Raw genomic sequence first — 20,240 nt, 5'->3', positions numbered from 1 at the left:
GCGGCCCTCTTTCCTCGAGAGAGGGCCGTCAACGCACGTTGCGATACAGCATCAGCCGTGCGCTTTCATGCAGCCCTCGGGTCAGCTCGACCAATCGTTGAAACTCCTCGGGATGCGCGTCGGCGACGTTCTCCAGCGGTGTCGCCGATTTCAGGTCGTGCAACGTCGGCGCGCTGCCGTCGTGTTGCATCTGCAGCAAGTGATCCTTGGTTACTCCGCCGATCAGCGGAAATGTCCCCTCGCGCAACACCAGCGGCACCACTCGCTCGCCTTCGGGCGCCGGTTGCTGCAGGTCGCGGCCCATGGCGCGGTTGTCGAAAGCCACGCCGGCCATGCCCGCCACCGTCGGCAACAGGTCGGCAAGCCCCACCGCCTCTTCAATCACCTTGGGTTTCAGCAGCCCCGGCGCATGAATCAGCATCGGCACATGGTTGCTTTCCAGCCCCAGTTGTTCGAAGGCCGGCGGCATGTGCGGGATGCGGCTGATGCGCGTGTTGTGGTCGCCGAAGAACACGAAAATCGTGTTGTCGTAATAGCCGCCGGCCTTGGCCAGTTCCATCAGGCGACCGATGTTGAAGTCCAGCAGCCGCACCGCGTTGTATTGCTCGACGCTACGTGAGCCGGCGTTTTGCACCTGCTCCAGCGACAGGTTGCTGACCTCGAAGCCATCGTTGTCTTTGGGGATGGTAAACGGCCGGTGATTGCCCGAGGTTTGCACGTAGGCGAAGAACGGTTTTTCCCTGGGCAGTGCGCGCAGAATCTCATCGCCTTCCTTGAACAGATCCAGATCGGAAATCCCCCACACATCCACCCGTGGCGAACGCCAGTCGCGCTCCTCGTACAGGCGCACGCCGTCGATGCTTTGCTGGATCAGCGCATTGATGTTGGCCCAACCGGCGTTGCCGCCAATCATGTAGAGCTTCTGGTAATCAGTGAAGGCATTGATCAGCGTGCGCTGGTTGGTGATCAGCGGATGGCGGGTGGCGGTCTCCTGACGGGTGACGTCAGGGACGCCGGTGATGCTTGCCCACACGGTTTTTGCAGTGCCGGTGACCGGGACGTAGAAATGTTTGAAGAACCAGCTCTCGTTCGCCAGCCGATCAAGGTTGGGAGTCGGGTTCAACGGGTTGCCATACGCGCCCACCGCGCTGGTGCCGAGGGATTCGAGCATGACGAACATCACGTTAGGCGCACGCTCGGCCGCGACGTTGTATGGCTGCACGGATTGCCGGCGTTCGAATGTCAGGCTTTGCACATCCGGCCGATCCACACCCAGATAACGGGAAATGACCGGGTAATGCGCCCGCACCTGCGCCTCATCGAACTGCGCCTGCCCGGCCTTGAGCGTGTCGTAGAGGAACAGCACCGGGTTCAGGCCCACGGCGGCAATCTGCCCGTTGCCGGAAAAGAACGCATCGCTCCAGCGCAACGGCACCGGGTTTTCCAGGTTGAGTTTGTCGACCCGGCCCAACAGCGCCAGCAGGACGGCCACCACGCCGAGTCCCGCGCCTACGGCGACTGAGCTACGGCGAATCACTTGAGGTTCACCAGCCAGCGTCAGCCTTTCCAGCCGCACAAAACCGTAGAACCACAGAGCCAGAACCGCGAGCCAGCCCAGCGCAATCCAGATCACCGGATAGGTTTCCCAAACCATCTGCTGCGAAATCTGCGCATCCTCCAGATAACGCAGCACCGTGGCGTTGATCCGCACGCCGAGGTAGGCGTAATGGCCGAAGTCGATGATGTACACCAGACCGATCAGACCCAACGCCAGCAACAGATAAACCCGGCCCACGCTGCGCAATAGCGACACGGTGGTCAGATTCCAGCGCGGCAGCCACGCGACCACGGCCAGTGGCAGTACCAGCAACAGCGCCAGCCTCAGATCGAAACGAAAGCCGATGCCCAGGGTTTGCAGCCATTGCGGGTCGGCAAAGAACTGCGCGGCATCCACCCCGGAGAATCCGAGCAAAAACACCAGCCGCAGCAAGGCAAACAGCAGAAACGCCAGACCTGTCGCGCCCACGCCATAGCGCAGGCGACGCGATTGCAACCACCCCATCGTTTACCTCTGTGTCGTTCGTTGAGATGGCAGGAAATGCCACGCTGCCTTAATGCAAAGCCCAAATCCGGCAATCAGGCAATAACCCGCCAGCAGCGGATCTATCAGGTAATCCCAGTAGTTTTCCGAAGGCTTGAGGCGCAGCGCGAATGCCAACGTGGCCAGCGCCAGCATCGCCACGCCCAGCGTGTTACGCAGCCACAGCAGTGCCAAAGTCGCCAGCCCGATCACCACAATCATCGGCCGAGGATTGAAGCCCCAACGGTAAGGATCGACATAGGTCAGACCCATCGTCGCCGGGTACAGCAGCACCGTCAGCACCACAAACAATCCCAGCACCTGCACCCGCGAAAACATTCTCAAGGGTTGAACCACACCGAGGCGCAATAACGCAGCCCAGCCAAGAAACACCAGCGTGGTAATCGCCAGGTCATCGGTAAAACTGCGCACATACGCCGCCAGCGGCAGGCCGCCCAGCGGAATGAAGCTGACCAGCGCCAGCGCCGGCAACAGCCACGGACGCCAGCGCTGGGTGAATTGAAAGGAGCCCAGCAAAACAAAACCGAGCAGGATGAAACTCAAATGGGCTTGCCAGAGAAACAGCATCACAGACGCTCCGCCAGCCAGGCATCATTGAAGCTGACATGTTTGATGAAGGTGTTGTTCCAGGAATAAACCAGGTGATACAGGCCATCGCTGCCACGGCTGAAATACGGGTATTCGTACTCGAATTCACAGCCTTCGGGCTTGCACACGCGGTAGTCGAGGTTGCTCAGGAAGCGTTGCTCCAGTGGCAAACGCTGCGCGCCGCTGGAGGCGCGAAAGCCCTCGCCGATAATTGCCTTGTAGGCCTCGGGCGAAAACGGCTGGCCGAGGGGATCGGGGGACTGGTCGAGTTCGATCACGTTGCGCCAGTCGTTGAGATTCGCATCGGTGCCGTAAAGGCTGAGCTTGAAGCGACCGTCGCGCAGATCATTGAGCGCCACCAGCAAACCGTCATCAACGGTGCCCACCGCCGCCAGCGACGAGTTGGGGTTGGCCGGTTCCAGCGGATAGGGTTCGCTCCAGGTCTGCCCGGCATCTTCGGTGCGGCTGGCCAGCACCTTGTGATGGGTTTCACCGGCATAACGCAGCATCGCCACGGCGCGGCGTTCGTCCTGCGGCACGATGGTCGGTTGCAGCGAATGCTTGCCCCGGCTGATGCGGAATTTGTCGATCACGGCGCCGTCCGCGCTCAAGTACAGGTATTCGGCGAACTTGCCCATGAACTCGTGATAGACCGGCAGGCCGATTGAGCCATCGGCATGAAACACCGGTGCGGCGCGCACCAGGGTGCTGATGTTGAAGAACGGCGAGGTGATCAGCTGTCGCGGCGCCGTCCAGTTGCGCCCCAGGTCATCGGAAAACATTACGTTGATCGCACTGGTGGCCCAGCCGCCGACGGACACCGACACGTAGAACATCCACAAGCGCTGATCCGGCGCGAGGGCGATCACCGGGTTACCGAGTTTGCGGATGTAGCGCTGGGTGCCGGCGACGGTGGATTCGCGGGTGGCGAGTACCTGTTCGGCGCCCCACTCTGCGGTTTTGGCGTTGAAGCGCGCGGTGCGGATCTGCACGTCGGCGGCGCCTTCGCGGGAGCCGGCGAACCACACGGCCATCAGGTCGCCGCCGGGCAGCGCGGTCACCGAAGACGAGTGCACGAAATCATCCAGTTCCGAGGACACGAAACGGCTGCTGTACATCGGCTCGGCCGCATTCGCCGAAGCCTGAGCGGCAGGCGTTTCAACCGCGAACGGCGCCAGCACATGCTCCGGGTGACTGCGCCACGCTGCGAGGAAAATCAGGCTCACGGCAAGCGCGGCGACAACGAATTTCAAACGAAAGGACAAGGCACGCATAGGCAGCTCATGGCAGTTACGAGATGGCAATCCATCGAAAGGACATCCCTGTCACGGGCCCGGATCGTCCGGCAAACGACGCCGGCGCCCGGTGAGCATCGACAACGGCAGGTTGTCGCGCACTTGAACACTTTCAAACAGCGCCGCCGCGATGTGCACGATGACCAGCGCCAGCAGCACGTCGGCGGCGGTTTCGTGGACTTGCAGCGGCCAGTCGGCGCCCCACAGGGCATCGATTTCTTCCATGGCCCAGCCGCTGAGGCCGACGGTCAACATCGCCAGCAGCATCAAAATCATCACCAGCGCACCGATCGGCGAATGCCCGAGACGATGCTCGGGTCGCCCGGCGATCAGCGACCGGGCATGGGCCGCCAGCCGTGATGGCGTCGGCCAGAAGTCCGACCAGCGCGCACTGCGCGGCCCGACGAATCCCCACACCAGACGCACCAGCAGCCAGCCCACGGCGTAATAACCGAGCCAGACATGCCAGTCGTCACCGGCTTCATTGAAGAAGTAGTTGGCGGCAAAGACCCCGGCGATGGACAGGTGAAACACCCGCACCACCGGGTCCCAGAGGCGCAGGGACTCCCGTGGCATCAGCCCTTGATCTCGGTTTTCACCGCTTTGCCGCTGACCGGGTCGTGGTAGATCTCGACCTTGCGCTTGTCCTTGTCGAAGCCGTAGATCTCGTAGCAGTTGCCGTCGGTGACCTTGAACTTGCTGATTTCGTAGCCCTGGGATTTCAGCTGTTCCTGAAACGCCTTCTGGTCCTGCCACTGCGAACGTTCGGCCGTGGTGCATTGCGGGCCGGCGACGGCCAGGGGGCTGGCGACAATCAGGGACAACAGCACAAGTTTGCGCATGGAAGCACTCTCGCTGGATGGGAAAGGCCTCACTGTGCAAAACCAAGCTTAACGAAAGCTTAGTTGGCAACGAGTCGTAACATCTTCGCCGGTTCAGGGGCTGCCACGGCAGCAAGGCGAGCGGCATGATGCCGCCGGACACGCGCCCTATTTCCCACAGAGAAAATGCCATGCGCCTACTTCTGGTCGAAGATGACCGCGCCCTAGGCCAGGGCATCCGCGTCGCCCTGAGCAACGAGGGCTACACCCTCGACTGGCTACAGGATGGCGTCAGCGCGCTGCACGCATTGCGCAGCGAAAGCTTCGATCTGTTGCTGCTTGACCTCGGCCTGCCAAGGCTCGACGGCCTGGCGCTGCTGCAACAACTGCGCGCCAGCCAGCATGATTTGCCGGTGCTGATCCTCACCGCCCGCGACGGCACCGCCGAACGCATCGCCGGGCTGGACGCCGGCGCTGACGATTATCTGGTCAAGCCGTTCGATGTCGATGAACTCAAGGCACGCATCCGCGCTCTGTTGCGGCGCAGTCAGGGCCGTGCGCAACCGGTGCTGGAACACGCCGGCGTCTGCCTCGACCCGATCAGCCAGCAAGTCACCTGGCGCGGCAGCACGGTGGTGGTCACGCCGATGGAATATCAGCTGTTGCATCAACTGATGGCGCGGCCTGGCAAGGTTGTCACCCGCGAGCGCCTGTCGCGCACGCTGTACGGCTGGCAGGAACGGGTCGAAAGCAACACCCTGGAGGTGCTGATCCACAACCTGCGCAAGAAGCTTTCCGCCGAGTTGATCCGCACCGTGCGCGGCGTGGGTTACGTCGTGGAGCTCAAGCCATGAACTCGATTCGCGCGCGGATTCTGCTGCCGGTGCTGTTTCTGGTGTTGCTCGGCGATGTGCTGATCAGTTGGGCGGTGTTGCGCTACAGCCACCATGAAATCGAAGAAATCTACGACGCCCAACTGGCGCAAAGCGCCCGCCTGCTGCAAGGCGTGCTGGCCCAGCGCGCGCCCGGAGACAACGATTGGGAGCGCCTGCATCAGGCCTTCGACGAGGCGATGAGCCGGGACGGTGACGGCGATGGCGAGGCGGCGCATCCCTACGAGACGCGGCTGACCTTTCAGGTCTGGCGCAACGACGGCCAGTTGCTGATGCGTTCCGCCGAAGCCCCGATTCTGGATGCACCGCCCACCACTCTCGGCGCCCATGACTTGATGGAGAACGGCCGCGACTGGTGCGCCTTCCTGCTCCAGGATCCGCGACAAGGCCTGTTGATCTGGGTCGGTGAACGCGACGACATCCGCCAGGACCTGATCACCCGCATCGTCGGCCATACCTTGTGGCCGAGCCTGATCGGCGTACCGCTGCTGACCATTTTGATCTGGCTGGCCATCGGCTGGGGCTTGCAGCCATTGCGGGCCATGGCCCAATCGATTCGCGGCCGCGATACCGACACCCTGAAACCCCTGCACCTGAGCCCCCTGCCCCAGGATCTCGAGCCGATGCAGACCGCGCTCAACCGCTTGCTGCAACAGATCGACAACCTGCTGGCCCGGGAGCGACGCTTTATCGCCGACGCCGCCCACGAGCTGCGCACGCCGCTGGCGATCCTGCGGATTCATGCGCAGAACGCGCAGTTGGCCAACACCCCGCAACAGCGCGAGGAAGCGCTGGAGTTTCTGGTCAGCGCCGTGGACCGCGCCACACGCATTGCCAGCCAGTTGCTGACCATGGCGCGCATCGAGCCGCGTCTGGCATCACCGCAAAATGCCCGTATCGAACTGACCGCGCTGGTGCGCGAGGAACTGGCCGAGCTGACACCGCTGGCCCTGGAGAAAGACGTCGAGCTGATCCTCGACAGCGATCATCACTGCCCGGTCGATACCGATCCGGTGGCGTTGGCCATCGCTTTGCAAAATCTGGTAACCAATGCGCTGAACTTCGCGCCCCCGGCAGCGAAGTGCGGATTCAGGTGCAACCACAGGCCTGCGGTTCGGTGTCGATCAGCGTCGAAGATGCCGGCCCCGGTATCGATGAGCAGCAATACGCGCGGTTGTTCGAACGCTTCTACAGCGAGGGTCACGCCAATGGCGCGGGTCTCGGGCTGGCCATCGTGCAAATGATCGTGAGCAAGATCGGCAGCACCCTGCAGCTGTACAACCGGCCTGAGGGCGGGCTGTGCGCCGAGCTGCGAATCCCTGCGGGATCAGCAGAACCTGCGCCGGGCATTTAACGAAATTTTCATGTTTGCCTGCCTATGATCCGGGCCTTCGTTGGGGAGTAACCTGCTTCCGAGCCCCTCGGAAGCGTTCGTATCAACATATTCGGCAACATGCCGTGGTGCGAACACCTTCGGGTTGGTGAGACCGACGACACATCCATGCCGAAAGTCGGGCGTGTGGTTGTGTCGTTGACTCATGGCCCGACTGGAAGTATTGCCCGTGAATCCTGTTTCCCTGATCTTCCTCGCACTCGCCATGTCCACGGATGCCTTCGCGGCCGCCATCGGCAAGGGCTCCAGCCTGCACAAACCTCGCATCACCGAAGCCCTGCGCACCGGGCTGATCTTCGGCGTCATCGAAGCAATCACCCCGGTCATCGGCTGGTTCATCGGCCAGGCCGCCACCCGCTGGGTGGAAAGCTGGGACCACTGGATCGCCTTCACCCTGCTGGTCGCACTCGGTTTGCACATGATCTACAACGGCCTCAAACATGAGGAAGCCGAAGAAGAAAAACCGGGGCAGCACTCGTTCTTCATTCTCGCGGTCACCGCCGTGGCCACCAGCATCGACGCCCTGGCCGTCGGCGTCGGCCTGGCGTTTGTCGATGTGAACATCTGGGTAGCCGCTGCCGCCATTGGCCTCGCGACCATGACCATGGTCACCATTGGCGTGATGCTGGGCCGGGTGCTCGGTACCGTGGTCGGCAAACGTGCGGAAATCGTCGGTGGCGTAGTGCTGATGATTGTCGGCGCGACGATCCTCTACGAACACCTTTCGGCCTGATCCCGAATCCCGGTGTCAGGGTGTCTGCAAACGCCCCGGCACTGTTGCAGAGGTCGGCGCGCCACTTGATGGCGCGTCGATTTGTTCCAGGCTCAGGTGCGCGGTCTCCTTGAGGAAGAACGAGCAGACCGCCACGATCCCCAGCGCCACCGCCCCGTACACCGCAACACCAAACGCGTCGTGGTTGTTGGCAATCAGAATGGCCGTGGCCGCACTCGATGCCGTCCCGCCACCCAACGCGGCACCGATCTGGTACGCCGCCGACATCCCTGAATAACGCATGTCCCGTGGAAACTGCTCGGCGAGAAACGCCGGGATCGGCCCCTGCGTTGCGCCCATGAACGCACCGATCACGATGTAGGCGAACGTCGACACCAACAGACTTTTCAGCCCCACCAACGGGAAGAACAGGAAGAATCCGCAAGCCATGATGAACGCGCCGAGGATCATCACCTTGCGCCGGCCAATGCGGTCGGACAGTAAGGCAAACAGCGGCGCAGTGATGACGATGGCAACCGATAACGCGATGTCGAAAATCAGCGCATCGGTGCTGCCATAACCCAGTTGCGTGGCGTAGGACAGAAAGAACGTGCTGCCGATGTAGGCGATAGTCACGTAGCCAAACGCGATGCCGGTGCACAGCAACATGGCCCGAGGCCGTGCGCGCAACGCTTCAATCAGCGGCATGCGCCCGTGTCCCTTTGACTCGCCCAACGACTGCGCCGGTTTCTGCAACCGCGCATACAACCCCACCAATACCAGCACGCCACCCAGCCAGAACGGAATGCGCCAGGCAAACCCGGCAAGGTCATCGTTCGCCGCCACGCTAACCACGGCGAACACGGCCGAGCCGAGAATCCCGCCAATGCCGATGCCCATGCTGGTGAAGCTGCCCCACAACCCTCGACGCCCCACGGGTGCCGATTCGATGCCGAACAGCGCGGCCCCGCCCCACTCGCCCCCGGCGGCAAATCCCTGCACCAGTCGCAACAGCACCAACAACGCCGGCGCACCCGCGCCGATTGTTGCGTAACCCGGCAAGCAGCCGATCAGGAAGGTGCTCAGCCCCATCAACAGCAAAGTGATCACCAGCATTTTCTGCCGGCCGAGTTTGTCGCCGTAATGCCCGAACACCACGCCGCCCAACGGCCGGGCAAAGAACCCCGCGCCGAATGCACCAAAGGCTACGAGGGTCGCGGTGAGCGGGTCCATCTGCGGGAAAAACACCTTGGGGAACACCAGCGCGGCGGCGGTGCCGTAGATCACGAAGTCATAGAACTCCAGGGCGGTGCCCATGCCGGAGACGAAGAAGGTTCTCAGCGCCGACGGTGAACCCGTCGTACGTTCAGGGTGACTGGCCATGTGGGGTGCTCCTCTTGTTGTTGTTTTTCGGGGCGTTGCTGCAAGGATTTCAGAAGCGCTGGTAACCGTTGCGGGACAGCTGTTTTGGGTTGCCGGCGGCGAATTCGAGCACACAGGATTCGGTGTCGATGCCGATGGTCAGCAAGGTTTCCCAGCGCTCGGTGGCCGGCATGCTCAGGTCGGGATGGAAGCAGATCGGCGCCTCTTCGCCGGCGGCGCCGCACATGGCATCGGCCCGGCGCACGAGGTCACCCTCGGTCATGCCGTTCAGCAAGGCGTTGACGTGATCGATGCGCGCGTAGGTGGTCGAGGCGTCCGGCGTGCGTTCGCCAGCGCTCAGCTCCGGGTCGAGGAAATGGTTGGTGTGGGTGATCCAGCCTTCAGTGTCCGGCAGCACCACGGCGGTGGCGGCAGGTGACATTTCGATGCTGCAGGCACGGATTTTCGAGTCTTCACGAGAGAACACGGTCAGCACCGTGGACGCACTGACCCGCGCCGAACGCGCCAGTTCGATGGCCTCATCGACGCTGCGCGCCTGCTCCAGAATCCGCCGCGCAATCGCATGCACCGGCACCCCGCCGCTGCCATCGTCGCTGGCATGGTGAAGGATGTTGAAGTGCAGCCCGAGCCCGGCGCTGTTGACTCCGATCTTGCCGAGCATGCCGAACTCGGTGAACAGCTTGACCGTCATCCCGACGTCAGTGGTCAGTTGCAGGATCAGGCCGTTGGGCACCAGCGTGTCGTGCCAGTCCCAGGTCTGGATGGTTTTCGGCGCCTGAGGGCCATGGGGCGCGAACACAGCTGTCGAGCATTCGCCTTCATTCGAGGGCATCACCGCGAGGATTTCAGTGCGGGCGTTCAGGGCCGCGAGTTGCCACAGCGGCAGATCCGCGCCTTCGGCCATGGCAACGACTTCCTCGGCCAGCGCCGGGCTCCAGTCTTCCAGGGCTTTCAGGCTGGCTTCGCCGATGGCGCGCACTTGCTGCGGCGGGATGTCGAGCTGATTGAAGAAGTCGAGGTACAGCGCAACGGTCTGGCGAATCTGCGCGCTGAAGGCATCACCGATCTGGTGCCCACGGGTTTGCGGGTTACGGGTGTCGGGGACGAAGCAATGAAGGTTCACGAAAGGCTTTCCTTTTTTGGCGTTGTAATCGGAGTGCGGCTTACGGCTGGCGGCGATAGATTTCGCGGCCGGCGAAGAAGGTGTTGAGCACCTGGGTGTCGCGCAGGGCTTCGGGGGCGACCGTGAACACATCGCGGTCGAGCACGATCAGGTCGGCCTGCTTGCCGGGCTTGAGCGAGCCGATGCTGTCTTCCAGCCGCAGGACCTTGGCGGCATTGAGGGTGTAGGCCTGGAACATGACCTGGCGATCGATGTCTTCGGCGGCGTTGAGCACGCCTTTCGGGCCTTTGCGGCTGACGGCCTGGTAAATGGCTTTCCACGGCTCCGGCGTGGTGATCGGCCAGTCGCTGGCCCCGGCGATGGTGGCGCCCTGCTTGAGTAGCGAGCGCGCCGGATAGGTGTACATGAAGGCCATGGCGCTGACGTAGGGCTTGACCAGATCCATGCTCGATTCATCGGCACTGGCCCAATACATCTGCATCGAGGCGATGACGTTCAGCGCCTTGAATCGGGCGAATTCTTTCGGGTTGACCATCTGCAAATGGGTGATGGAATGGGCGATGCCGCTCTGGCGATCCTTGCGCGCCTGCTCGATGCCATTGAGGGATTCGCGCACCGCGCGGTCGCCGATGGCGTGGATGTGCACCAGCCAGCCACGGGCGTCGGCGGCGCTGACCAGTTCGCCAAAGTGCGCCGGGTCGATCAGCAGCTCGCCGGATTTTTTCGAGTTCTTGTACGGCTCCAGCATCGCCGCACTCTGCGCGGGCGATTCGGCCACGCCGTCGGCGAACACCTTGATGCCCGGCAGGGTCAGGTTGTGCACGCCGAGGAACTGCTGGCGCACCTTGTCCAGCTCATCGAGCTCCGCTGGAGTGGCCTTCGAATCCGCCATCAGCAACGCTGCGACGTGGGCGGTGAGTTCGCCGTTTTCCGAAAGCTTCCTGTACGTCGGCAGCACGCCCAGCGAGTCGTTTTTCACGTCGGCGCCGGGTAGTTCGTTGGCCAGCGGGTCCATCCAACCGGTGATGCCCAGACTCTTGTAGTAATCCAGCGCGGCGCGACCGCCCGCCAGCAGCGCTTCATCGGTCGGCGGCGGCAACAGGGCCTGAACGGGATAGAGCCCGGCGTCCACCATAAAACCGTTCGGCTGCCCGTCCGGGTGATGACCGAGGGTGTCTTTCTCTTCGGGTTTGAGCGCCTGGATGCGCGCCGCATCGATGCCGGCGCGTTTGAGCATCGCCTGATTCGCCCAGCCGGTGTGCAGGTCCCAACCCAGCAGCAACAGCGGCTGATCGGCCCACTCGCCCTGATTGAAACGCTGCTCCAGCGCGTCGGTCTGGTTCCAGTAAGTCGAGGGCAATCCGCCGACACTCAAGAACTCGCCGCGCCGGGCCTTGCCGTCCTCACGCCATTGGCGCAAGCGCGATTCCAGTTCATCGAACGGCAACATCTGCCCGTCGAGATTGGCCTGCAACATCTGCAGGCCGCCCTTGATCGTGTGGGAGTGAGAGTCGATGAAACCGGGCATCACCACTTTGCCGCCCAGATCGATCAGCCGGGTGTCGGCGGTCTTGAGGCGCAGCACCTGCACGTCCGAGCCGACCGCCACCACCTTGTCGCCCTCGATGGCGACGGCCTGCTGCAGCGGCTGGCCGGGTTCGGCAGTGTAGATTTTCGCGTTGTGCAGGATCAGGTCGGTGGCCGCCAGACTTTCCAGCGAGGCACAGGCCAGTGCGGACGACACCATCAAGGTCAGAAGCTGCTTCATGAGCGTTCTCGTTATTTTTGTTAGGCTGAGGCCAGATTAGCCAAGCCCGCCGGATAACTGAATGCCGTCTCACGCACAACTTCTGTGCCCATCAGGAATAGATCAATGGACAAAATGAGCGCCCTGACCATGTTCGTCGCCACCGCCGAACACGGTAATTTCAGCCGTGCCGCCGAGGTGCTCGGCAACACGCCGTCGGCCCTGACCAAGGCCGTGGCGCAACTGGAGGAGGAACTCGGCAGCCGCTTGTTCGACCGCACAACCCGACGCATGGCGCTGACCGAGGCCGGGCGGATCTATCTGGAAGGCGCGCGTCAGGCGCTGTTGCAACTGCAACTGGCCAGCGAAGGTGTCGAACAGCTCAAGCACGAATTGCGCGGCGAGTTGCGCATCATCGCCCCGCCCTCCTTCGCCCCGGCCTTTCTCAATCAGGTGTGCTGCCGCTTTCTGAACGAGCACCCGCAGGTGAATCTGGAAGTGGATCTGAGCGACAACTACGACGACCCGGTGGATGGCAGCTACGACCTGGCGCTGCGTGACGGGCCGATCGACTTGCCGGGAGTCATCGCCCAACCGCTGGTGGAAAACCGCGTGCAGCTCTGCGCCAGCCCGGCCTATCTGGCGCGCAAGGGCAGCGATGTGTCACTGGACAACTATCACCAGCACGACTGGCTGATCTTCCGTCACCCGCTGCTCAACCGGCATTTCTGGTGGGTCAAACAGGGCGAGCGACGCTTGCGCATGACCCAGCCCACCCCGCGCATCGCCAGTGACAATTACGATTTCCTGCTGACCTGCCTGCTCGACGGCCAGGGCCTGCAATTTCTCCCGCAGTGGAGCGCCGCGCCGTATCTCGCCCGGGGCGAACTGGTGGAATTGATGCCCGAATACTGGCGTGAACCCAGCGCTTTCGGCCCGTGGATCTATGTGCTGTATCAGGCCCATCGGCGCAATACGCGCAAGGTGAAGGTGTTCATCGATTTCCTGAAGGCGCATTGGCAAGCGGCGTAATCCGTTTGTGTCATGTCGCTGTCATTCTCGGTTGCTAACGTCCTCGCGCCTCTTTGCCCCGACTGCCAAGGTGACCTTCCCGGTGTACTCAAGCCCGACGCGCCAGACCATCATCCTCAGATCCGCCGACATGTCCTGCGACGACTTCGGCGCTTTGTTTTCCCGCATGTTCGGCAACCGTTATGGCGATACACCGCCGCCGCCCAAGGACATCATCATCGGCGGCGTCTACGGACGGCACGACGGGGTCAGTTTCCGCCGCATGCATTACCGGGGTGATTTCACCGTGGCGTTCCCCGAGCCCTACGATGAAATCACCTTCGTGATCCCCACCGCCGGCAAGATCATTTTCAACGACTCGACCGAATCGCTCGGCATGCCGCACATCGGGCTGGCCATCGACAAGGCGGATCTGCGCTCGATGCGCTTCGTCGACAATCATGCCCAGCACGGCATGTCGATCAGCCGCGCAGCGCTCACTGAACGGCTGTCGTCACTGCTGGGGCGACCGATCGTACACAAGCTGCATTTCGAGCCGAGGGTGGATCTGAACAGCCCGGCGTTTCAGGGCATTCGCGCATTGATCGATCTGGCCACCGGTACCGAATTCGACCTGTTGTTGAACGCCGGTTCGCTGATGCCTTCGCGCCTGCGGGAGATGCTGGTGGATGCGGTGCTGGAAGCCTGGCCGCATAACTTCAGCGAAGCCTTGCGTCGACCCGAGGCGCAGATCGCACCCCGGCATGTGAAACAGGCCATCGAATACATTCAGGCGCATCCCGAGCACCTGGTCAGCGGGACGGATCTGGCGGGACTGGTCAACGTCAGCCTGCGGGCGTTGCAGGAAGGTTTCCGACGGTTTGTCGGCACCTCGATTGTCGCGTACCAGCGCCAGGTCAGACTGGAGCGTGCCTGCGAAGCGCTGAAGCACCGCCAATCGTCATCGGTGACCGACGTGGCCCTGCAATACGGATTCAGCAACGTCGGCCGATTCTGCCAGTACTTTCAGGACGCCTACGGCGTGAGCCCCGCAGAAATGCGAAAAGGACTGCGCTGAGGCAGTCCTTTTTCTTCACCTTCAAATTGATCAGAACTGATAACTGGCCTTGAGCCCGCCGCTGAAGCCATGGCTATCGCCACCGCCGCTGGCGCCGACTTCGGCACCCAGGCTCAGGGCGCCGAGGTTGGCCATCAGGTTGACGCCGCCACTGAACTGATCGCGGTTGTCGAACGCCGCGCGCTGTTCGATATCCAGCCCCAGCAGATGCCCTTCGCTGTCGACCTGATGATCACCGAGCACACGCTCGTAACCGACCCGCACACCCGGCACCAGTTGCCACGCGCCCATCGGCATCGGGGCGAACGAGACGTCGAGATTGGCCACGGCGCTGCGGCGGGTTTGCTGGATGTCGTCGACGTCGAGGGCCAGTTCGCTGCCCTTCTCCTGGAAGCCCGACAGGTCCAGACGACTGACGCGCACGCCGAGGCTCGGCTCCAGAACCACATCGTTCATCGGCAGGCGATAACCCAGCGCCAGTGTGGCGCCGCTGAGGTTGCCATGGGTGTCGCCCTTCGCCGAACCGAGGCCGCCGCCGAGATCGCGCTTGCTGTCGTAATCGACGTAACCGGCGCTGAGGTTGGCATCGGCAAACAGGCCACGCTCCAGACTGGTGAAGCCATAACGGGCCCCCAGATTGAGGAAGGTGAAGTCGGTATCAGCCTCGCCGCCTGCCCCGCCGACGGTGCCTTTGCTGTAACCGATCCCGCCCCGTGCGCTGAGTTGCTCGGAGAAGCGCTGGGTGACGCCGACCATCAGCCCCTGGCTGTGTTCGTTGCTGCTTTGCGCATGGGCCGAACCGTCGGTGCCGAGGTAACCGGCGAGCGCGGTGCTCCACAAACGGTACTGGCCGACCTTGAGGTCGGTGCCGCTGGCGAAAGGTGCGGCGGCCTGCTCGATCATTGCGTTCTGACGCAGCAGGTAACTGGCCGCATCGGCGTGCACCTGACCGCCCACCGTGGACTCGACGCCGCCCAGAGTGCCGGCGTCGATGGCCGATTGCAGGTAGTAGTTGTAGGCGCTGTAGGTGCCCGACAGTTTGCTGTTCTGCAGTTCCTGCAACAGTTGCGCACCAGCGGCGGCGTTGCCGATCAGCCCGGCCTGACCCGGCAGGCTGTTGTACTCGACCATTTTTCCGCGCAGCACGTAAATGGTTTCCTGGGACAGACCCAGACCCTGCTTGAGGTAGTTGTCCATGCTGCCGTATTGCGCGGTCACCTGATCCAGGCCCGCTTGCAGGTAACTCGCTTCCACGCCCAACAGCGGCGCGTAAACCGCGGCCATGCTCGGCGGCATCATCGCCAGCGTCTTGGCCACGCGGGCGGCGGTGTAGTCGTTGGTCGCCAGGTAGTTGCTCATGATCGTCGCGTTGTCGACCCCGGCGATGCTTTGCAGCACGGCGGCGGTCCAGCCGGTGCGGTCCTTGCCGGCGGTGCAATGGAACAGCGCGGCGCCGTCGACGCCCGCCAGTTCGTTGAACAACACGCCCAGTTGACCGCGCATGCCGGCGTCGCTGACAAAGGCGCGGTTGGTCTCCTGCATCATCGCAATCGCATCGGCCGCGCTCTTGAACGAGACCGTGGTGATGTTCGCGCCCGAGGTGGTGGCGCCGATAATGTCGATGTTCTGGTAGGTCGCGCCGCTGATCATCGTGTCCGGCGTGGCCGCGATTTCGCTGGGGGTGCGCAGGTCAAAAACGGCCTTGATCCCCAGACCGTTGAGGGTCGCCAGATCCGAAGCCGTCGGCGTCAGCGCGTTGGAGCGGTAGAACACTCCGGCGCGCATCGTGCCGTCATGGGTCGTCGAGTAGGCCGTGGTGATACCGGCAACATCGCGGAAGTTGTCGATGCCCTGCAGGCGCGGGGTATCAAGGTCGGCCGCGTGGGCGGCGGCAATGGACAGACTCAACACGGACAGCGAACACAGAAGACGTGGAAACACGATGCAGCCTCATTGGAAACCGGTTGGGCTGCCCACTATCTACAACGAAATGTGACTGAATATGGCAAAACCTCGAAAAGCGTAAATGGCGGCGCGATCTGTCCGGCGGGCGCGCATTCTGTCCGTCAGGCAAGCTAAATCCCTGTCGAACTTTGACGTTTTTTTTGCAAGAGGCAGGGTAAAGTGCCCTCTCCGGCCATCCTGGAAGCAGTCAATGAACCTCCAAAGCCCTCAAGACGCCGACGATGAAGTCCTCAATCAGGCGGCGCACTGGTGCCTGCGTCTGCAAGACGAAACCTGCACGCCTGACGAACGCCAGGCCTTCCAGCAATGGATTCAGAGCAGCCCGCGCCACGCCTTCGAGTACGCGAAGATGCTTGAGGTCTGGGAGTTGAGCGATCAATTGCCCGACGAGCAAGACAAGTCGAAAAAACGCAAGGCCACGACACTGCCGTGCAGCTTCGAAGAGTTTCAACGCAACCTGGCGCAGCGCAACTAGTGCGCCGCGCCCGGGCCGCTCACTCCAGCGGCCTGCCTGCGGTCTCCCGCACCATCGCCAGCCCCGCCAGGGTCAGGCACAGACACGTCATCACATACAGCGCAGGCGCGTTGTTGTTGCCGGTCAGACCGATCAGCCCGGTGGCAAAGAACTGGGCGAACCCGCCGAACACCGACACACCCAGGCAATAGATGATCGACAGGCCGGACGCGCGAATCTTGCGGGGGAACATCTCCGTCACCAGCACCAGCGTCGGCACGGTAATCAGCACCAGAAACAACGTGGTGACCATCGAAACACCCAGCAGCGTACCCAGGGTCGGAAAGCGGTTCATCAACATGAACGCCGGATAGATCAGCAACAGCATCGGAATGCAGCCAAGCGCGATGGTGCGACGACGGCCGATGCGGTCGCTCAAACGACCGGCCCAGATCGACAGACTGATCTGCACCAGCGCCCCCAGACACGCAGCCGTGGTGCCCATGGTCATCGGCAGGTGCAGCACGCTGACGGTGTAGTTGGTCATGTAATCGAGCACGATGTAGCTGGATGCCGTGCTGCCGATCACCAGCAATACGCCGGTCAGCAGGACTTTGCGATAGTCACGGAAAATCAGGCGCAGACCGGAGGTGGCGCCTTCGTCTGGCGGTTCCTGCTCGGCGGTTTCATCGAGGTGACGACGGATATACAGCCCCACCGGAATCACCAGCATCCCCAGTACGAACGGCAGTCGCCAGCCCCAGCTTTCGAGGGATTCGGCCGACAAGGTCGAACTCAACGCCAGCGCCACCAACGCGCCGAACATGAAGCTCAAGCCCTGGCTGAACAACTGCCAGCTCCCATAGAAACCTCGGTTTTTGTCGTCGGCGTACTCCATCAGCATCGCCGTAGAGGCGCCCACTTCGCCGCCCATGGCAAACCCTTGAACCAGCCGCGCCAGCACAATCAGCACCGGTGCGGCGAGGCCGATCTGCGCGTAGGTGGGGGCGATGGCAAACAGCAGCGAACCGAGCGCCATCAGCCATAGCGTGAGCATCATCGCCGGTTTGCGACCGACCCGGTCGGCGTAGGCACCGAGCACGATCCCGCCAATCGGACGCATGCCGAAGCCGACGCCGAACGTGGCCAGTGACAGCAGCAATTGCCCCAGCGTGCTCTCTACCGGGAAAAACTGCCGGCCGATGAGCGTGGCGAAAAAGCTGTAGACGGAAAAATCATAGAACTCGAGGCCTGAGCCAATGGTGATCGCGGCAATGGCCCGCGCACCGATGGGCTTGCGCGTCGCGGGTGCAGAGGCAGCGGCGCTGGTAATGGCAGTGGACATGGGGCGAACTCCTGAAGTTGTCGATACGGATCAGGCCAGGAAGGCTTCCACCAGTCGCACCCAGTAACTGGCGCCGGTCGCCAGGCAGTCGTCGTTGAAGTCGTAGCCGGGGTTGTGGACCATGCAGCCGCCCTCCCCGTCGCCATTGCCGATCAGCAGGTAACAGCCGGGGCAGCGTTGCAGCATGACCGCGAAATCTTCGCTGCCGGTCAGCGGTTTCATGTTCGGGATCAGCCCTTCCTCGCCCACCCAATCGACCGCCACCTGCCGCGCAAAAGCAGTCCTGGCCTCATCGTTGAACAGCGCCGGGAAGCGTTGCGCCTCGTCCACATCCACCGTCGCCCGCGCCCCGAAACCGCTGGCCTGAGCCTGGGCGATGCGGGTGATGCGCTCGATCAATTCATCACGCACCGAAGCCTTGAGCGCACGCACGCTCAACTGCAACTCGGCGTGATCGGGAATCACGTTGGCGGCCATCCCGGCATGAAAGGCCCCCACCGTCACCACCGCCGTGTCGAGCGGATCGACAGTGCGCGAGACGATGCTCTGCAATGCCATGACGATTGCGGATCCCGCCAGCACCGGATCCACCGCCTTGTGCGGCATCGCGCCATGGCCGCCCACACCGTCGACGCGGATCGTCACGGTGTCGGTGGAGGCCATGAACGGCCCTTCGAGAAAGCCCAGTTTGCCCACCGGCAACCCCGGCATGTTGTGCATGGCGAACACCGCGTCGCACGGGAAAAGCTCGAACAAGCCGTCATCGAGCATGCGTTGCGCGCCGCCGTCGCCCTCTTCAGCGGGCTGGAAGATCACCGCCAGCGAACCGTCGAAGTCGCGGCTTTCCGCCAGATATCGCGCCGCCGCCAGCAGCATCGCCGTGTGCCCGTCGTGCCCGCAGGCGTGCATTACGCCTTCGTGGCGACTCGAATACGGCAGCCCGGTCTGCTCGATGATCGGCAGCGCATCCATATCGGCGCGCAGGCCGATCATCTTGCCGCCATTGCCCTGGCGCAGCAGGCCGACCACGCCGGTGCCGCCCAGCCCGCGATGCACCTCATAGCCCCACTCGCTCAACTTGCCCGCCACCAGATCGGCGGTGGCGAACTCTTCGAAGCTCAGTTCCGGGTAGGCGTGAATGTGTTGGCGCAGCGCGATCATTTCTTCTTCGAGCGCACGGATACCGGGCAGTGCAGGCAAGTCGGTCATCAGCAGGTTCCTTGTTTTTATGGGGGCGTTTTCGGGTGTTCGACTGATACCCTGCGATCCTAATGACTTGCCGAATGCCGCGGCAGTCGCAAAAAACGGGGCTGAAAACCGTGGGTTTACACCGTCACAACCGGAGAAAAGGATGAAGCTGCATCAACTGCGGGCGCTGGTGATGATTGCCGACTGCGGCAGCATTCGTGCGGCGGCGCGGCAACTGGGGGTTTCGCAGACCGCCGTGGCCAAGGCCCTGCGTGAACTGGAGGAACACCTGCAATTGCCGCTGCTGGTGCGCAATGCCAGCGGCGTGGTGCTGACCGCTTACGGCCAGTCGCTGCTGCAGCATGCGCGGCAGATGCTCAGCCAGCTCGAGCGCGCACAACTGGAGCTGACACACCTGAGCGATCAGGCCCAGGGCCAGCTGCGCCTGGGCATCTCGCCGTGGATGGGCATGACCCTGTTGCCGGAAGTCGTCACCCTGTTCCGCCAGCGCATGCCGCAAGTGCGCCTGGAAATCTTCGAAGGCCTGATGGCCGTGGCCCTGCCAAAACTGCGCGACGGAACGATGGAGTTCGCGGTGGGCCTGGTCTCGTCACTGCTGCCGCGTCCGGAGTTCGTCAGTGAGCCGATTTTCTCCTACCGCATGGCGGTGGTCGCCCGTCACGAGCACCCGCTGCGCAAGGCCAGTTCCATCCATCAACTGGTCGAACAGGACTGGGTGGTCAACTACCCCGACGCCAGCCACGAAGGCTTGATGACCGAGCTGTTCTGGCAACACGGCGCGCAGATAGACCTGCAACACATCCACCGCGCCCACTCGCCGCAACTGACCCTGTCGCTGATCGAGCAGACCGACATGCTCAGCTACTTTCCCGAACCGATGCTGACAGTGCCCGGCTACCGCGAACGCGTTGCCCGACTCGATCTGGCCGAGACCTTCGCCAACGATGTCATCGGCATCGTCACCCCGCGCAACGCCCCGCTGGGTGCGGCGGCGCAGTGTTTTGTCGATTGCCTGCTGCAAGTGATCCGCCGTCGTGCACGCTCGGCACGGCCGGAAGATGTCGAGTTGTTCGATACGTTGGGGTTGTTGATCTGACGTCGTTCAAGGTTAAGATTCGGCCC

17 protein-coding genes and 1 pseudogene are annotated in these 20,240 nt (G+C 62.8%); 7 read left to right on the top strand and 11 right to left on the bottom strand.

The features are described from left to right. Positions 1-28: 28 nt before the first annotated feature. The 5 genes from R1A29_RS11660 to R1A29_RS11640 are packed head-to-tail and all read right to left on the bottom strand — an operon-like array spanning position 29 to position 4,826. Positions 29-2,062, bottom strand: coding sequence for an LTA synthase family protein (locus R1A29_RS11660; RefSeq protein ID WP_438301558.1), 2,034 nt, complete (start codon positions 2,060-2,062; stop codon positions 29-31). Between the two features lie 3 nt (positions 2,063-2,065). Continuing rightward, entirely contained in the window at positions 2,066-2,668 is a 603-nt protein-coding gene (locus tag R1A29_RS11655) for a hypothetical protein (RefSeq protein ID WP_438301557.1), read from the bottom strand. Continuing rightward, positions 2,668-3,963: a sialidase family protein gene (locus R1A29_RS11650; protein ID WP_438301556.1), complete on the bottom strand. Its 1,296-nt coding sequence runs from the start codon at positions 3,961-3,963 to the stop codon at positions 2,668-2,670. Before R1A29_RS11650 ends, R1A29_RS11655 begins: the two co-directional genes overlap by 1 nt. 51 nt (positions 3,964-4,014) lie before the next feature. Continuing rightward, positions 4,015-4,560: a cytochrome b/b6 domain-containing protein gene (locus R1A29_RS11645; protein ID WP_438301555.1), complete on the bottom strand. Its 546-nt coding sequence runs from the start codon at positions 4,558-4,560 to the stop codon at positions 4,015-4,017. Beyond that, the gene (locus R1A29_RS11640; protein WP_114882494.1) at positions 4,560-4,826 is read right to left on the bottom strand and encodes a PepSY domain-containing protein; all 267 of its coding nucleotides are present in this window, start codon (positions 4,824-4,826) and stop codon (positions 4,560-4,562) included. Before R1A29_RS11640 ends, R1A29_RS11645 begins: the two co-directional genes overlap by 1 nt. Positions 4,827-4,996: 170 nt before the next feature. Here R1A29_RS11640 and R1A29_RS11635 point away from each other — a divergent pair, with 170 nt between their 5' ends. The 3 genes and pseudogenes from R1A29_RS11635 to mntP all read left to right on the top strand — a co-directional run bounded on the left by R1A29_RS11635 (position 4,997) and on the right by mntP (position 7,824). After that, positions 4,997-5,659, top strand: a complete 663-nt coding sequence (locus tag R1A29_RS11635; RefSeq protein WP_119429240.1) for a response regulator — start codon at positions 4,997-4,999, stop codon at positions 5,657-5,659. Then, a pseudogene (locus R1A29_RS11630) lies at positions 5,656-7,052 on the top strand (ATP-binding protein). Before R1A29_RS11635 ends, R1A29_RS11630 begins: the two are co-directional and overlap by 4 nt. Before the next feature lie 208 nt (positions 7,053-7,260). After that, positions 7,261-7,824: a manganese efflux pump MntP gene (gene mntP, locus R1A29_RS11625; RefSeq protein ID WP_432219446.1), complete on the top strand. Its 564-nt coding sequence runs from the start codon at positions 7,261-7,263 to the stop codon at positions 7,822-7,824. Positions 7,825-7,839: 15 nt separating this feature from the next. Here mntP and R1A29_RS11620 read toward each other — a convergent pair whose 3' ends face one another. Genes R1A29_RS11620 through R1A29_RS11610 form a run of 3 tightly spaced genes read right to left on the bottom strand, consistent with a single transcriptional unit; the run spans position 7,840 to position 12,077 of the window. Continuing rightward, the gene (locus R1A29_RS11620; protein ID WP_438301554.1) at positions 7,840-9,186 is read right to left on the bottom strand and encodes an MFS transporter; all 1,347 of its coding nucleotides are present in this window, start codon (positions 9,184-9,186) and stop codon (positions 7,840-7,842) included. Between the two features lie 49 nt (positions 9,187-9,235). After that, the gene (locus R1A29_RS11615) at positions 9,236-10,309 is read right to left on the bottom strand and encodes a C45 family autoproteolytic acyltransferase/hydolase (RefSeq protein WP_438301553.1); all 1,074 of its coding nucleotides are present in this window, start codon (positions 10,307-10,309) and stop codon (positions 9,236-9,238) included. Positions 10,310-10,349: 40 nt separating this feature from the next. Continuing rightward, complete coding sequence (locus R1A29_RS11610; protein WP_438301552.1) at positions 10,350-12,077, bottom strand: amidohydrolase; 1,728 nt, start codon at positions 12,075-12,077, stop codon at positions 10,350-10,352. A gap of 105 nt (positions 12,078-12,182) precedes the next feature. On the opposite strand from R1A29_RS11610, the gene R1A29_RS11605 reads away from it, so the two are divergent. Together R1A29_RS11605 and R1A29_RS11600 are read left to right on the top strand one after the other, a co-directional pair. Further along, complete coding sequence (locus R1A29_RS11605) at positions 12,183-13,088, top strand: LysR family transcriptional regulator (protein WP_438301551.1); 906 nt, start codon at positions 12,183-12,185, stop codon at positions 13,086-13,088. A gap of 82 nt (positions 13,089-13,170) precedes the next feature. Continuing rightward, positions 13,171-14,145, top strand: coding sequence for an AraC family transcriptional regulator (locus R1A29_RS11600; protein ID WP_438301550.1), 975 nt, complete (start codon positions 13,171-13,173; stop codon positions 14,143-14,145). Between the two features lie 30 nt (positions 14,146-14,175). Here R1A29_RS11600 and R1A29_RS11595 read toward each other — a convergent pair whose 3' ends face one another. After that, entirely contained in the window at positions 14,176-16,086 is a 1,911-nt protein-coding gene (locus R1A29_RS11595; RefSeq protein ID WP_438301549.1) for a tyrosine-protein phosphatase, read from the bottom strand. 214 nt (positions 16,087-16,300) lie between these two features. Between R1A29_RS11595 and R1A29_RS11590 the strand changes: the two genes are divergently transcribed. Next, on the top strand, positions 16,301-16,585 hold the full coding sequence (locus R1A29_RS11590; protein WP_438301548.1) for a FecR/PupR family sigma factor regulator: 285 nt from the start codon (positions 16,301-16,303) through the stop codon (positions 16,583-16,585). 19 nt (positions 16,586-16,604) lie between these two features. Here the strand turns inward: R1A29_RS11590 and R1A29_RS11585 are convergent, their stop codons facing one another. Together R1A29_RS11585 and R1A29_RS11580 are read right to left on the bottom strand one after the other, a co-directional pair. Beyond that, positions 16,605-17,909 (bottom strand): MFS transporter, encoded by a 1,305-nt coding sequence (locus R1A29_RS11585; protein ID WP_438301547.1) that lies wholly within the window; start codon positions 17,907-17,909, stop codon positions 16,605-16,607. 30 nt (positions 17,910-17,939) lie between these two features. Further along, positions 17,940-19,118, bottom strand: a complete 1,179-nt coding sequence (locus tag R1A29_RS11580) for a M20 aminoacylase family protein (protein ID WP_438301546.1) — start codon at positions 19,116-19,118, stop codon at positions 17,940-17,942. A 142-nt stretch (positions 19,119-19,260) separates the two neighbouring features. Between R1A29_RS11580 and R1A29_RS11575 the strand changes: the two genes are divergently transcribed. Further along, positions 19,261-20,214, top strand: a complete 954-nt coding sequence (locus tag R1A29_RS11575) for a LysR family transcriptional regulator (protein ID WP_438301545.1) — start codon at positions 19,261-19,263, stop codon at positions 20,212-20,214. Positions 20,215-20,240 lie beyond the last annotated feature (26 nt).

Source organism: Pseudomonas sp. NMS19W (assembly GCF_051554255.1).
GTDB lineage: Bacteria > Pseudomonadota > Gammaproteobacteria > Pseudomonadales > Pseudomonadaceae > Aquipseudomonas > Aquipseudomonas kribbensis.
Note: the sequence above shows the minus strand (reverse complement) of the source record. Positions and strands in the feature narration are given on the sequence as shown.

Excerpts from the sequence above, each read along its gene's own strand:
- R1A29_RS11660 (WP_438301558.1), bottom strand. The coding sequence starts at position 2,062 with ATGGGGTGGTTGCAATCGCGTCGCCTGCGCTATGGCGTGGGCGCGACA.
- R1A29_RS11655 (WP_438301557.1), bottom strand. The coding sequence starts at position 2,668 with ATGCTGTTTCTCTGGCAAGCCCATTTGAGTTTCATCCTGCTCGGTTTT.
- R1A29_RS11650 (WP_438301556.1), bottom strand. The coding sequence starts at position 3,963 with ATGCGTGCCTTGTCCTTTCGTTTGAAATTCGTTGTCGCCGCGCTTGCC.
- R1A29_RS11645 (WP_438301555.1), bottom strand. The coding sequence starts at position 4,560 with ATGCCACGGGAGTCCCTGCGCCTCTGGGACCCGGTGGTGCGGGTGTTT.
- R1A29_RS11640 (WP_114882494.1), bottom strand. The coding sequence starts at position 4,826 with ATGCGCAAACTTGTGCTGTTGTCCCTGATTGTCGCCAGCCCCCTGGCC.
- R1A29_RS11635 (WP_119429240.1), top strand. The coding sequence starts at position 4,997 with ATGCGCCTACTTCTGGTCGAAGATGACCGCGCCCTAGGCCAGGGCATC.
- R1A29_RS11620 (WP_438301554.1), bottom strand. The coding sequence starts at position 9,186 with ATGGCCAGTCACCCTGAACGTACGACGGGTTCACCGTCGGCGCTGAGA.
- R1A29_RS11610 (WP_438301552.1), bottom strand. The coding sequence starts at position 12,077 with ATGAAGCAGCTTCTGACCTTGATGGTGTCGTCCGCACTGGCCTGTGCC.
- R1A29_RS11605 (WP_438301551.1), top strand. The coding sequence starts at position 12,183 with ATGGACAAAATGAGCGCCCTGACCATGTTCGTCGCCACCGCCGAACAC.
- R1A29_RS11590 (WP_438301548.1), top strand. The coding sequence starts at position 16,301 with ATGAACCTCCAAAGCCCTCAAGACGCCGACGATGAAGTCCTCAATCAG.
- R1A29_RS11585 (WP_438301547.1), bottom strand. The coding sequence starts at position 17,909 with ATGTCCACTGCCATTACCAGCGCCGCTGCCTCTGCACCCGCGACGCGC.
- R1A29_RS11580 (WP_438301546.1), bottom strand. The coding sequence starts at position 19,118 with ATGACCGACTTGCCTGCACTGCCCGGTATCCGTGCGCTCGAAGAAGAA.
- R1A29_RS11575 (WP_438301545.1), top strand. The coding sequence starts at position 19,261 with ATGAAGCTGCATCAACTGCGGGCGCTGGTGATGATTGCCGACTGCGGC.